General features: G+C 42.0%; 11 protein-coding genes. 3 read left to right on the plus strand and 8 right to left on the minus strand.

What is annotated here, in order from left to right; translation table 11 throughout:
• Positions 1 to 242: 242 nt before the first annotated feature.
• Complete coding sequence (locus AM592_RS10600) at positions 243 to 704, minus strand: DUF441 domain-containing protein (RefSeq protein WP_053606071.1); 462 nt, start codon at positions 702 to 704, stop codon at positions 243 to 245.
• A gap of 90 nt (positions 705 to 794) precedes the next feature.
• On the opposite strand from AM592_RS10600, the gene ytvI reads away from it, so the two are divergent.
• Positions 795 to 1913: a sporulation integral membrane protein YtvI gene (gene ytvI / locus AM592_RS10605; protein WP_053603778.1), complete on the plus strand. Its 1119-nt coding sequence runs from the start codon at positions 795 to 797 to the stop codon at positions 1911 to 1913.
• A 30-nt stretch (positions 1914 to 1943) separates the two neighbouring features.
• Here the strand turns inward: ytvI and AM592_RS10610 are convergent, their stop codons facing one another.
• From AM592_RS10610 to dnaE, 7 genes are all read right to left on the minus strand, one after another.
• On the minus strand, positions 1944 to 2330 hold the full coding sequence (locus AM592_RS10610) for an FxsA family protein (protein ID WP_053603779.1): 387 nt from the start codon (positions 2328 to 2330) through the stop codon (positions 1944 to 1946).
• Between the two features lie 61 nt (positions 2331 to 2391).
• Positions 2392 to 4152 carry a pyruvate kinase gene (pyk, locus tag AM592_RS10615; RefSeq protein WP_053603780.1) on the minus strand — a complete coding sequence of 587 codons (1761 nt, stop codon included), beginning with the start codon at positions 4150 to 4152 and terminating at the stop codon, positions 2392 to 2394.
• 14 nt (positions 4153 to 4166) lie between these two features.
• The gene (gene pfkA, locus AM592_RS10620; protein WP_053603781.1) at positions 4167 to 5126 is read right to left on the minus strand and encodes a 6-phosphofructokinase; all 960 of its coding nucleotides are present in this window, start codon (positions 5124 to 5126) and stop codon (positions 4167 to 4169) included.
• Positions 5127 to 5346: 220 nt separating this feature from the next.
• Complete coding sequence (gene accA, locus AM592_RS10625; protein WP_053603782.1) at positions 5347 to 6324, minus strand: acetyl-CoA carboxylase carboxyl transferase subunit alpha; 978 nt, start codon at positions 6322 to 6324, stop codon at positions 5347 to 5349.
• Complete coding sequence (gene accD / locus AM592_RS10630; protein ID WP_053603783.1) at positions 6309 to 7181, minus strand: acetyl-CoA carboxylase, carboxyltransferase subunit beta; 873 nt, start codon at positions 7179 to 7181, stop codon at positions 6309 to 6311. The genes accA and accD overlap by 16 nt, the downstream gene beginning before the upstream one ends.
• Positions 7182 to 7585: 404 nt before the next feature.
• Positions 7586 to 8815: an NADP-dependent malic enzyme gene (locus AM592_RS10635; RefSeq protein ID WP_053603784.1), complete on the minus strand. Its 1230-nt coding sequence runs from the start codon at positions 8813 to 8815 to the stop codon at positions 7586 to 7588.
• A gap of 100 nt (positions 8816 to 8915) precedes the next feature.
• On the minus strand, positions 8916 to 12251 hold the full coding sequence (gene dnaE / locus AM592_RS10640; RefSeq protein WP_053603785.1) for a DNA polymerase III subunit alpha: 3336 nt from the start codon (positions 12249 to 12251) through the stop codon (positions 8916 to 8918).
• Positions 12252 to 12392: 141 nt separating this feature from the next.
• Between dnaE and AM592_RS10645 the strand changes: the two genes are divergently transcribed.
• Together AM592_RS10645 and ytrI are read left to right on the plus strand one after the other, a co-directional pair.
• Positions 12393 to 12734 carry a sporulation membrane protein YtrH gene (locus AM592_RS10645; protein WP_053603786.1) on the plus strand — a complete coding sequence of 114 codons (342 nt, stop codon included), beginning with the start codon at positions 12393 to 12395 and terminating at the stop codon, positions 12732 to 12734.
• Complete coding sequence (ytrI, locus tag AM592_RS10650) at positions 12731 to 13234, plus strand: sporulation membrane protein YtrI (protein ID WP_053603787.1); 504 nt, start codon at positions 12731 to 12733, stop codon at positions 13232 to 13234. Before AM592_RS10645 ends, ytrI begins: the two co-directional genes overlap by 4 nt.
• Positions 13235 to 13266: the final 32 nt, after the last annotated feature.

Raw genomic sequence — 13266 nt, forward strand, 5'->3', positions numbered from 1 at the left:
CAAAAAATTTAGAAATTTGCAGCAATTTATTAGAGATAGGCATTACCCCATCTAGGTGCCTACCCCCATTATAAACGTTAATGGATCATTTGTTAAATGTTTAACTATAATTTCCCCGCTTATTTTTTTCGCTTAGTTGTCCTTTCCTATAAGTGATCTTCGCTCATTCAAATCACTTTTATATTAATTTATGTTTTCTTAAAAAAATCATATCCTAATTTTCTAATGATGAAATAAAAGCTTCAGGAGAATAATTTTACGGCTTGCATCACAAGGTATGCAATTCCCGCACCGATTAAAGGACCGACAGCTACACCTTTAAAAAGGGATACAGCTAAAATCGTTCCTAATACGAGCGCAGCGGTAATATGGGGATCTTCAGATAATAGCGTTAATCCGTTTTTAGCTATAAGCGCAACTGCAATTCCTGAACCGAGTGCGATCCATGCATACGAGGATTTTAACGATTCATAAAGCTGATTAAAGCCGATTTCACCCGTGGCAATTGGGGCAAGGACGGCAATCGTTATCACTGTAACTCCCCAATTGATTCCTTTTGATTGCAAAAGCGGCAATAATTTGTCACCGGCTCCCACAAGCTTGATCACGAACAAAACAGACACAGCAATTATTAAAGAATTATTTTTGGCAGCCAACGCTATAAGAAGCAGCAGGAGCAAAAATAAATTGGCTTGGCTTATGATTGTCATTTAAATCCCCCCTTCTCTATCATAATCATTTTTTTTGGGAATAGGATGAGATATGGGACATGCCGGAACCAGGAGGTGGCTGATGTGATTCAATCCCATTTAGCTATCCTATATCGAGCATTTATTGTGCTTTTTTTATTAATAGGAAGCCTTTTTCTTCTCTATATTTCCTTTTCGTATATCTATCCTTTTTATTTAGCGCTCATCATTTCGTTGGTTATCCATCCCCTTGTTGAACTTTTGGAAAAACGCACGATGTTTCCAAGAAGCATCAACGTGGCTTTGGTTCTGCTCTTTTTTTTGCTGGCAGGCATCGGTTTGATGTCAATTTTCATTGCAGAAATTATTTCGGGAACCGCTTATTTGGCAGATTTTTTACCGACTCAATTCAATCGGATTTATCTCATTTGGGAGCGAATATTTTCAGACAAAATCATTCCGCTTTACAACCAATCCATGAAATTTTTTTACGGTCTGGAATCCGGACAGCAGGAATCGCTCATCCGTCAATTTGATCGGTTCAGTGAGCAAGCTCTAAGCAACTCAGGCACTTTCATTTCCAGAGTTCTCGAAAGTATCCCGCTCATGATCACTTCAATTCCCGGGACGGCCACTGCAGTCGTTTTTTCCCTGCTTGGAACATTTTTTATCAGCAAGGATTGGTACAAATTAAAAGATATTATGACAAAGGCTATTCCAAAGCAAGTAATTGACAGCGGAGAAGCGGTGGTTGCGGAACTTAAAAAAGCGTTTAATGGATTTATCAAAGCACAGCTTCAGCTGATCGGCATCACATTTTTAATCGTTTTAACGGGCTTTTTTTTGATACAGCTGGAACACGCAGTGACGGTCGCCTTGCTCATTGCAATTGTAGATTTGCTTCCGTATTTAGGAACCGGCTTTGTATTTGTTCCTTGGACGATATATTTGGTGCTTTCGGACCAGCTTCCTCTCGCAATTGGGATCAGTATTATATATAGTGCCGTTTTAATCATTCGGCAATTCATGGAACCAAAAATTCTTAGCAAATCGATTGGGCTTGATCCACTCGCCACATTGATTGCCTTGTTTGCAGGTTTTCGGCTGTTTGGATTTTTAGGGCTGATTATCGGACCGGTCATATTAGTTATTCTTCAAACCCTTATCAATACGGGAGTCGCATATGAGATTTGGCAATATGTTGCTTCCGGCAAAAAAAAATGAAAGGCAGCCTGCATATACAGGCTGCCGTTTTCATTGAATAATTTTTATACGGTTCTTTTCAGCTCTTTTTCTAAACCAATTGATAATAAACGGCTTTATCCATCTACGGGTAAACGGGATAAGCAGCAAAATGCCGATAAGATCCGATAAAAAGCCAGGCAGGATCAAAAGTAATCCTCCTGCAAAAATGCACAGGCTTTCTACGATCGAATCTCCTGGCATTTTACCGTACTGAAGATCGCGCTGCACTTTTCTGTAAACGGCAGCTCCCTGTTTTCTAGATAGCAATCCCCCGAGTACCCCTGTTAGTAAAATGAGCAAAATCGTTGGTAAAAACCCGATTAAGTCTCCTGAAAGAATAAAGAGGATAATGTCTATTATCGGAATAGCAATTAAGACAATTAAAAACTTTCTCATGGATTGTCCCTCCTCATTTATAGTTTACAAGAGAAATAATCAGGCAAAGCATAACAGTTTTTTATAGGATGCTTGTACGTCCTTTATACACCGCACCTTGTGTTGAATCAACCGTAATTTCATCGTCGTCGTTAAAAATGGAAGTAGCATTTTCAAGACCGACAATAACAGGGATACCTAAGCTGAGGCCAACTACCGCCGCGTGGCTTGTAAGGCCGCCTTCCTCTGTAATTAACGCGGATGCCTTTTCTAGTGCTTCCATCATATCACGGTCTGTACTGCGCGTTACAAGCACAGAGCCTGATGTCATTTTTTCATTAGCTTCTTTCGCATTATTTGCAACGACAACATTACCATACGCAGATTTTCTGCCTATTCCTTGTCCCTTTGCAATAATATCGCCAACAATATAAACCTTCATGAGATTTGTTGAACCAGCCTCTCCTACCGGAACACCAGCTGTTATAACAATCAGATCCCCATGGTTGACAACTCCGGAGTTAATAGACTCCTGTACAGCCCCTTCGATCATCTCATCGGTCGTTGAGCACTTGCCGCCGCTTGTAGCAACGACACCGAATACTAAGGCTAGTTTACGGCTTACAGAAGGACTCGTCGTTACAGCAACTATCGGAGCTTTCGGGCGGTATTTGCTGATCATTCGCGCTGTATGGCCGCTTACGGTTGGTGTTACAATTGCAGATACATCAAGATTGATCGCAGTATGGGCTACAGATTGTCCAATTGCATCCGTAATTGACATGCCGACCTGCTGGCTTCTTGTAGAAAGAATATCTTTGTAATTAAGCGCCTGTTCTGAACGGGAAGCAATATTATGCATTGTTTGTACAGCTTCTACAGGATAAATTCCAGCTGCAGTTTCACCTGAGAGCATAATCGCATCTGTACCATCAAAAATTGCATTAGCAACGTCACTTGCCTCCGCTCTTGTCGGACGCGGATTACGCTGCATGCTGTCCAGCATTTGCGTAGCAGTAATTACCGGTTTGCCGAGCGCGTTGCACTTTCTAATTAATTCCTTCTGAACTAATGGAACTTCCTCAGCAGGAATTTCAACACCCAAATCTCCACGAGCAACCATCAGTCCATCGGAAACTTCAAGAATATCGTCAATATTGTCGACGCCTTCTTGGTTTTCAATTTTAGGGATGATTTGGATATCCGTTGCATTATGCTCTTCAAGCAGCTCGCGAATTTCTAATACATCGGAAGGGCGGCGTACGAAGGAAGCTGCGATAAAATCCACACCTTGTTCAATTCCGAACACAATATCATTTGCATCCTTCTCTGTAATTCCAGGAAGATTAACACTTACGCCTGGAACATTCACGCCTTTTTTATTTTTTAACGTTCCGCTGTTCATAATCGTCGTTTTAATTTCATCTGAACCTTTATTCACTTCTGTAACCTTCAGGCCGATTAAGCCATCATCAAGCAAGATAATGGAGCCTTCATGAACATCTTCGATTAATCCTTCGTAGGTGATAGAAAACTTTTCTGTCGTTCCGATTACTTCTTTCATAGAAACAATGATTTCGGATCCTTCTTTAAGCTCAATCGCCCCGTTCTCCATAGTATGAGTACGGATTTCCGGACCTTTCGTATCAAGAAGCAGTGCTACGTTTTTTCCGATGCTTTCGCTTGCTTTGCGAATATTTGAGATTCGGGCACCATGCTCTTCATAATCTCCGTGGGAAAAGTTCAGCCGTGCAACATTCATTCCCGCTTCCATTAAATTAGTGAGCGTCTCAACACTTTCACTGGCTGGTCCTATGGTACAAACAATTTTGGTTTTTCTCATACGTCGACTCCTCCTTAAATGGATAACTCTTGCGATAACTTGTACATGTTTTGATCTACTGAATGTTTCTGATCTAATATTTCCAGGATGTCATGGTTGACCAGTTCATTGCTCTGAATTCCGACACAGCGTCCACCTTTTCCTTCAAGCAAGAGTTCTACTGCATAGGCACCAAGCCTGCTTGCTAATACACGGTCAGCCGCCGTCGGAGTCCCTCCGCGCTGAATATAGCCTAGTACTGAAACCCGGGTTTCTAAACCGGTCGCTCTTTCGATTTTTTCCCCGATATCAACACCGCTTCCTACACCTTCGGCCACAATAATAATACTGTGTTTTTTGCCACGGTCATGTCCGCGTTTCAGCTTAGAAACGATGTCTCCCATATCATAGTCAGCTTCAGGAATTAAAATTGATTCCGCTCCTCCGGCAAGTCCGGACCATAATGCGATATCTCCGGCATGCCTGCCCATTACTTCCACTACGTATGTACGTTCATGAGAGGTCGCCGTGTCCCTGATTTTATCGATTGCGTCAATAACTGTATTCAACGCTGTATCAAAACCAATGGTAAAATCAGTTCCAGGAATATCATTATCGATCGTCCCCGGCACACCCACACACGGGAATCCCATTTCAGTCAGCTTTTTAGCCCCCATGTAAGAGCCGTCTCCGCCTATAACGACGAGACCTTCAATACCAAACTTTTCTAACTGGGCAATTCCTTTTTTTCTGCCTTCAATCGTTTTAAACTCAGGGCATCTTGCAGTGTATAGCTTAGTCCCGCCTCGATGGATAATATCCCCGACTGAGCCTAACTCAAGCTTTTCAATTTTCCCACTGATTAAACCTGAATAACCATTGTAAATCCCAAAAACTTCCACTTCCTGATAGATTGCCTTTCTGACAACCGCACGAACAGCGGCATTCATTCCTGGTGAATCTCCGCCGCTTGTTAATACTCCGATTCTTTTCACTAATTCGTCACCTCGAGAAAGCTCTTATTACTTCTAACATACCATTTTCACAGGGCCAAAACAAATAATAATAGGGAACTTTATGTAATTGAATCTACACAGACTTTTTTATTATACTATTTTATTTTAATATTTTAAACAAATTTTACGTAATTATTTATATGATCACTGTTTTTCGACCGCACTAAAAGCGTGAAGCCTAAATGGCTCACGCTTTATTTTACTTTATTTCTGCAAACTCGTTTTCAGCAGATACTTTGCCAATAGCTTTATATTTTTCATATCTTTGTTTCAAAAGAGAAGCTTGATCTAATTTGATCAATTCCTTTAACGACTCTGTTAAAGTATCTTTAATAAGTTGAGCCTGTTTTTCAATATTACGATGAGCACCGCCTCTGACCTCTTTTATAACAGATTCTATAATACCCAGTTTCTTTAAATCATCCGCGGTGATCTTCATCGTTTCTGCGGCCAATTTGGCTTTACCCGAATCCTTCCATAAAAGAGCTGCAGCACCTTCTGGAGAAATAACCGAATACGTCGAATTTTCAAGCATATACAAATGATTGCCTACTCCAAGTGCAAGAGCTCCGCCGCTGCCGCCTTCTCCGATTACAATACAAATAACCGGTACAGTTAAATCGGCCATTTCAAAAAGGTTGCGGGCGATTGCCTCGCTTTGTCCTCTTTCCTCAGCCGCTTTCCCCGGGTAGGCTCCTTTCGTATCAATAAAACAAATGATTGGTCTTCCGAACTTATCAGCTTGTTTCATTAGCCGTAAAGCTTTTCTGTAGCCTTCCGGATGCGGCATGCCAAAATTTCTGCGAATGTTTTCATTTGTGTCTTTTCCTCGTTGTTGGCCTATTACGGTCACAGGAAGGCCTTGGAACTTAGCAATTCCGCCAACAAGGGCTTCATCATCTCCGTAAAGCCGGTCGCCATGGCACTCAAAAAAATCGGTAAATAAATGCTCGACATAATCAAGCGTCGTGGGACGCTTCGGATGTCTGGCAATTTGGACTCTGTCCCAAGGCTTCAAATTCGTGTAAATATCATCTTCCAGCTTGACAAGACGCGCTTCAAGCCTTGAGATTTCCGCACTTAGATCAACAGCTGAATCCTTTGTGAATTTTTTTAACTCCGATATTTTTTCCCGCAGTTCAATTAGCGGTTTTTCAAATTCTAATTCTCCAACCATTCCAGTTCACCTCCTGTTTGGTGAAGCTTTAACAATTGTGCCAGCGTGCTTTTCATTTCCGCTCTATGGACGATTGCATCCAGCTGTCCGTGTTTTAATAAAAATTCAGCGGTTTGAAAGTCATCCGGCAATTTCTCGCGAATCGTCTGTTCAATAATTCGCCTTCCTGCGAACCCAATTAATGCACCAGGTTCAGCCAAATTAATATCTCCAAGAGAAGCGAAGCTGGCAGATACCCCGCCGGTTGTAGGATGGGTCATAATAGATATGATCAAACCTTTTTCATTGCTTAAGAATTTTAATTCGGAGCTTGTTTTTGCCATCTGCATTAAGCTAAGAACGCCTTCCTGCATTCTCGCTCCCCCTGAAGCTGTAAATATCAGTAAGGGATAGCGTTTATTTTTTGCTAGTTCTGCCGCTTTCGAAATTTTATCTCCGACCACTGTGCCCATGCTCCCCATACGGAAGGAAGCGTCCATGACGGCAATGACTGCCGGAATCCCTTCGATTTTACCTTCGCCCGTGACGACCGCCTCATTTAATGAAGTCTTTTCACGGTCTTTTTCCAGCTTTTCAAGATAGCCAGGAAATTCAAGCGGGTTATTTGAACGCATGCCTTCATTGAATTCTTGAAACGATCCCTCATCAAAAAGGCTGCTGATTCTCTGCCTTGCATTCATCTGCAGATGATGGCCGCAGTTCATACAAACTCTTAAGTTTTTGTCCAATTCTTTTGTTAAAAGAATTTTTTTGCAGCTTGGGCATTTGGTCATAATCCCTGCAGGCACGTCCTGGTTCACTTTATCTGCTGGAACAGAAGCATATTTTTTCTTTTTTGTAAAAAAGTCCTTTAGCAAGTGACTACCTCCCTTTCCTAAAAGGGTATTTCTATAACATCATGTCCATTTCCTCCGCCGATTGATACGTTTGAAAGGATCATGAGATAACTTTACCGAAACTATTGTACTTTTTTTGTCGAAGGCTGTCATCCTTCATACGACATTTTCACCTGATACAAGCCTTTACCGCAATTTCGATAAGAAGCTGAAAAGGCTGATATATCAAGGTTATAGAGCGGTAATTATGATCATTATATTTCGATAAGAAATTTTTGCAAATGAAATAGTGAAAATGAGCAAAATGTGGAGGAATACTTGTTTTTTATTCCAAAAGAACTACAAGAAGGAAATTAAGGAAAACAACGCACTTGCCTCGACAACACGAGACGAGGGTGCGAAAAAAGCGAACCCGAATTGCAATTTTATTCAATGATCGCCAGTTTTCTTGTCTTCTCAGCAACTTCTTCAGGATCTACGTCAATTCTAGCGACCCCGGTTTCCATTGCAGCCTTAGCAACTGCCTTTGCGACAGCTGGAGCTACTCTTGCATCAAATGGAGCGGGTATAACATAATCCGGACTGAGCTCATCCTCAGAAACTAGGGAAGCAATCGCTTCGACAGCTGCGATTTTCATTTCTTCATTGATGTGGGTTGCCCGCGCATCAAGCGCTCCGCGGAAAATGCCGGGAAAAGCCAGCACATTGTTAACTTGGTTCGGAAAATCAGACCTTCCAGTACCTATAACTTTTGCTCCCGCAGCTTTAGCCTCCTCAGGCATAATTTCAGGATTCGGATTTGCCATTGCAAAAATAATCGGATCCTTGGCCATTGAAGAAATCATTTCTTTCGTCAATGCCCCTTCAACAGAGACGCCGATAAAAACATCCGCACCTTTTACTACATCTTGAAGGGAGCCTTCCTTCTTTAAAGTATTCGTAAACTTAGCAACCTCAGCTTTTACAGGATTCATGCCTTGCGGGCGGTTCTCATAAATAGCTCCTTTTGAGTCACACATGACAATATCTCTCACACCGAAATGGTATAGCAGCTTAATGATAGCGATTCCAGCAGCACCGGCGCCATTGGCGACAACTTTTATCTGGGATAACGATTTGCCAGACAGCTTAAGTGCATTCACCAGACCGGCAACAGTGACAATCGCCGTGCCGTGCTGATCATCATGAAAAATCGGTATTTTTGTTTCTTTCTTCAAGCGCTCCTCTATGACAAAACAATTTGGGGCAGCAATATCTTCAAGGTTGACACCGCCAAACGTAGGCTCGAGCAACTTTACCGTTTCTACGATTTTATCTACGTCTGAAGTTCCTAAACAGATAGGAAAGGCGTCGACTCCGGCAAAGCTTTTAAAGAGAACTGCTTTGCCTTCCATAACCGGAAGTGCGGCTTCCGGCCCGATATTACCAAGCCCGAGCACTGCCGTACCGTCAGAAACAACAGCTACCATATTGCCTTTCATTGTATAATCATACACTTTGGTCTTATCGTCGTATATGGATTTACAAGGCTCAGCCACTCCCGGTGAATAGGCTAAGCTCAAATCCTTTGCATTCCTTACCTGGACCTTGGATTTAGATTCCAGCTTTCCCTGGTTTACCTTATGCATATGTAGTGCTTCTTCTTTCAAAGACATTTTCTTCACTCCTTCAAGGGGACTGTAAATGTATACTGAAAATTCATGTATCTGCAAAAAAATGGCGCACATTAAATGTAAAGCAGAATGGATTGCCTGTCTACGATTTCATGATGACATTTTTATCACCGACGAGCTCTTTTAATCGGTATAATGCAGTATGCGACGCATTTAGATTGTACATTGGATGCAGTTTTACGGTTTGTTTTTGTTTTTCATAGTATATATACACTTCAGTCATTCCTTTATTGCCTATTAAAACGCCTTTGATCTTTTCCAATAACTCATTCGTATGCATATGCTCTTCAATTTTTATATACATTGAAGGATGTTCATCAGCCGACAAGTTTTCGATTGGATATGCTTTGCTCACGATAAGCTGCCGTTTTTCATTTCTAAATTCCATTCTTCCTTCTGCTAAGACTAAAGCTCCTTCAATCAGTACATGATTGTACTCTCTAAGTTGATCAGGAAAAATGACGGCTTCAAGCTCTCCCGTTTCGTCACTCAGCTGCAGAAAAGCCATAGATTGCCCGTTTTTTGTACGGATGACTTTCATTTTGCTTAACAATACACCTGCTTTTGCTTTCTTGAATCCTTTCTTGTGCAAATCAGCGATCTCACTCGCGCCTGAAGCAGATAACTTTTCGCGGTACGGGGAAATCGGATGGCTTGAAAAATAAAAGCCAAGAACTGACTTTTCAAAGTTGAGCAAATCAATAACAGGGAACTCTTCCATCACTGTGTATTTAGGCTTGATCGCAAACATTTCCTCTTGAAACAAGCCGAGCTGGTTTCCTTGATCGCCAAACAAGGCCGTATGCTCCAGGGCTACATCGAGGGAGGCCAGAAGGGTTGCCCTGTTTTGGCCAAATTCATCCATTGCACCTGAAAGTACAAGGGATTCCAACATTTTACGATTCAAAGCAGATTGCGATAATCGGAAGCAAAAGTCAAAAAGATCGGTAAATCTCCCCTTTTTTCGCTCTTGAAACACTTCTTTTACTGCCGCAACCCCTACGTTTTTTATTGCTTTTAGGCTGTATCTTATTTTTCCGTTTTCGACCTTAAATGCATACTCGCTGTGATTTACAGACGGTCCCAGCAACTCAAGTCCCTTATCTTTCGCTTCTAATAGATAGTTGGATATCTTTTCCTCATTTCCAATCACGCTCGTTAAAAGGCCTGCCATAAAATTTAAAGGGAAATGTGCTTTTAAATAGGCAAGCTGAAATCCGATCATACTATATGCAACAGCGTGGCTTCTGTTAAATCCGTAGTTTGCAAATTTGACGATTAAATCATAAACTTCATGGGCAACGCTCTCCGCATAGCCTTTTTTCAGGCAGCCGTTTACAAAATGCTCTCGTTCTTTATCAAGTATCGATTTTTGTTTTTTTGAAACCGCTCGCCTAAGCAGATCTGCTTCACCCAGTTTAAAGCCCGCCATTTCAGAAGCGATTCTCATAATCTGCTCCTGGTATACGATGACACCATACGTGTCTTTTAAAATTTCCTTTAGCTTGGGATGTGGATAATCGACTGATTGCTTACCGTGCTTCCGATCAATAAAGACCGGGATATTCTCCATTGGTCCTGGCCGGTAAAGTGCATTCACTGCGACAATATCTTCAAAACCGGTGGGCTTCAGCCTTTTCAGCACGCTTCTCATTCCCGTCGATTCGAGCTGGAACACTCCTGTTGTATCCCCTTTTGCTAATAGCTCGAACGTTTTTTCATCCGATTTTGGTACCTGTGAGAAATCAATTTCAATTCGTTTATCTTTCTCAATCAGCCTTTTTATCGACTCAATTAAAGTGAGATTTCTCAAACCTAAAAAATCCATTTTCAATAAGCCGAGATCCTCAAGATGCTCCATCGAGTACTGTGTAAGATAAACCCCTTCATGGCCATCTTGAACGGGAATTACATTTGTTAAAGGCTCCTTGCTGAGAACAACTCCCGCCGCATGGGTAGAGGCGTGACGGGGAAGACCCTCGATCGTCTTTGCAATTGAGAAAATCCGTTCATATAAGGGGGAGTCCAATAATGTCCGATCCAATCTATCCGATTCGCTTCTGGCTTTGTCCAATGTAATTCCAGGTCTCGCAGGAATCATCTTGGCAAGCTCATCCGATTGCTTAGGGCTGATGCCCATCACTCTGCCGACATCTCTAAGCGCTGCTTTGGCCGCTAACGTTCCGAACGTAATAATTTGTGCCACGTGACTCACTCCGTATTTTTCCTTTACATACTGAATCACTTCGTCTCTTCGATTATCAGGGAAGTCAATATCAATATCGGGCATGCTGATCCGCTCAGGGTTTAAAAACCGTTCAAATAACAGGTCGTGCTCAATCGGATCCACGTCGGTAATATTAAGTACGTAAGACACCAAAGATCCAGCAGCAGAACCCCTTCCAGGACCAGTCGCAATCCCCTGCTCATGGGCATGCTTCATAAAATCCCAGACGATTAAAAAGTAATCGCTAAAAGCCATGCCACTAATAATTTCGAGCTCGTATTCCAATCGTTTCATGTAACGGGAATGGTTAAGCTTTCTCTGATCGATCCCGGCTAAACAGAGCTCTTTTAAATAGCCGTCCGCTGATTTTCCTTCAGGTAAAGGATAGGCCGGGAGCTTCGTCTGGCCTAATGATAAGTCAACATGGCAGACTTCTGAGATGCGCACGGTATTTTCCAAAGCATGTGGATATGCACGATATAACTCGCTCATTTCTACAGATGACTTGAGGTGAAGTTGTTCGTCCACATCGTGATAGTCTGAAATTTTCTCGCCGTTTTTTATCGCCTTCAAACATGTGTATGCAAAACGATCTTTTTTTTCGAGATAATGGACATCCCCTGAAGCTACAATGGGAATCCTGGTTTTTTCCGATAAATCCACAATCAAATCAGACAATCGCTCATTCGTTTTATAGGGCTGAAGAGAAAGATAAAAATGATTATTTCCGAAAATGGAATTTAGGTGAATCGCCGCTTCCTCTGCTTCTCGTTCTTTCCCGTTCAGCAATAAACGTTCTATGTATCCTTTTTCTCCAGGCGTCAGCGCAATGATATCCTTGCTGTAGCTTTTCAGCCATGCTTCTTTTAATCCTTCTTTTGATTTTGATTGAAGGACGCTGCTGATTTTTAGCAGATTTTGATAACCTGTATTCGTTTTCGCCAGCAGCACCAACGGAAAGGGGGTTTGTTCTGTTCCGCTAAAGACAGAAGCCGTTACTCCCAAAATGGGTTTCAGCCCGTGTTTTTTGCATTCTTTGTAAAATTCAACTGCTCCATACATGACGTGAAAATCTGTTAAAGCAATCGAATCAAACTCGAGCAAAGCAGCCTTTTTTGCCAAATCCTTAACTGATGCGGCACTGTCAAGCAAGCTGTAGCCGCTTTGCACCTGTAAGTGTACGAAAGACATCCTGGCCCTCCCTTCTTTTTAGAAAAATGACCTTTACCTACTATTATATGATGCATGTTAAGAAGAAACAAACGTTCTTATTCAAGCTGATCATACTTGTCTGCCCCAGCCCATATAGTAGAAAAAGGCGAGGTGAAAAAAATGAATGAGAGTGAATCGTTTCTCCCAAACTTTATTAACTGCTATTTTATCGCGTTAGGCGTGCTTTTAGGCGGCTCATTTATCGGCGGAATCGGAGCTTATTTATCCGGACAGCCTCCGCTAAGCGTCATTGACGATTTGGCAAAAAATTTGAAGATCTGGGCGCTCGTCGCAGCGATTGGCGGTACGTTTGATGCCGTCCACAGCTTTGAGCGGGGCATATTTGCCGGCAACACATGGGATATGTTTAAACAGGTTCTCTTAATCGTATCTGCAATGGGCGGTGCCAATACAGGACAGCTGATTATTTCATGGCTGACCCAGGAGCACATTTCTTCATGAGAATCCCGCCTTATCATAAAAAACCGAGCTGGGAGCGTTTTTTTGCCGGGATGATTTTCGGAGCCATCGTTACCTGGTTTTTCTTTCTTTTTACATACGGTACATTCCAGCAGAAGCAGGTCACACTCATAAAGGAGCAAAGAGAGCACATTTCGGATCTGAACGAACAGATTAAGCTTTTTCAGAACGACCTCTATAAATTGAACGAAGACAATAAACGGAAGCTGCTGATTCAAAGCGTGGAAGTGAACCTGATCAATGCCGAACAGTACAGAATTTCACAGCCCGACCGATTAGCCATTGAAGAGGAAATTAAAGATCAAATATCCGAGGTCATCACAAAGGATATTGAAAGTGTTTATCAAACGAAAGAAATTTTAAAGCGTTCAATCGAAAACAAACGCTTTAAAGGCGACGGCCATGACTATCAAGTAAAAGTAGAGGAGCTCATCATTTACACAAGGCTCTCTGTTCAGCTCAGGATTTCTTTTGCCAAATAGAAGCAGGCAAAAAAGGCTTTCAAAGTAGAAAG

The sequence above is a fragment of the Bacillus gobiensis genome, from assembly GCF_001278705.1.
GTDB lineage: Bacteria > Bacillota > Bacilli > Bacillales > Bacillaceae > Bacillus > Bacillus gobiensis.

Bases quoted from the DNA above. Each gene is read 5' to 3' on its own strand.
- AM592_RS10635 (WP_053603784.1), bottom strand. From the start codon at position 8,815: ATGTCTTTGAAAGAAGAAGCACTACATATGCATAAGGTAAACCAGGGA.
- AM592_RS10610 (WP_053603779.1), bottom strand. From the start codon at position 2,330: ATGAGAAAGTTTTTAATTGTCTTAATTGCTATTCCGATAATAGACATT.
- dnaE (WP_053603785.1), bottom strand. From the start codon at position 12,251: ATGTCTTTCGTACACTTACAGGTGCAAAGCGGCTACAGCTTGCTTGAC.
- pyk (WP_053603780.1), bottom strand. From the start codon at position 4,152: ATGAGAAAAACCAAAATTGTTTGTACCATAGGACCAGCCAGTGAAAGT.
- ytrI (WP_053603787.1), top strand. From the start codon at position 12,731: ATGAGAATCCCGCCTTATCATAAAAAACCGAGCTGGGAGCGTTTTTTT.
- accA (WP_053603782.1), bottom strand. From the start codon at position 6,324: ATGGTTGGAGAATTAGAATTTGAAAAACCGCTAATTGAACTGCGGGAA.
- AM592_RS10645 (WP_053603786.1), top strand. From the start codon at position 12,393: ATGAATGAGAGTGAATCGTTTCTCCCAAACTTTATTAACTGCTATTTT.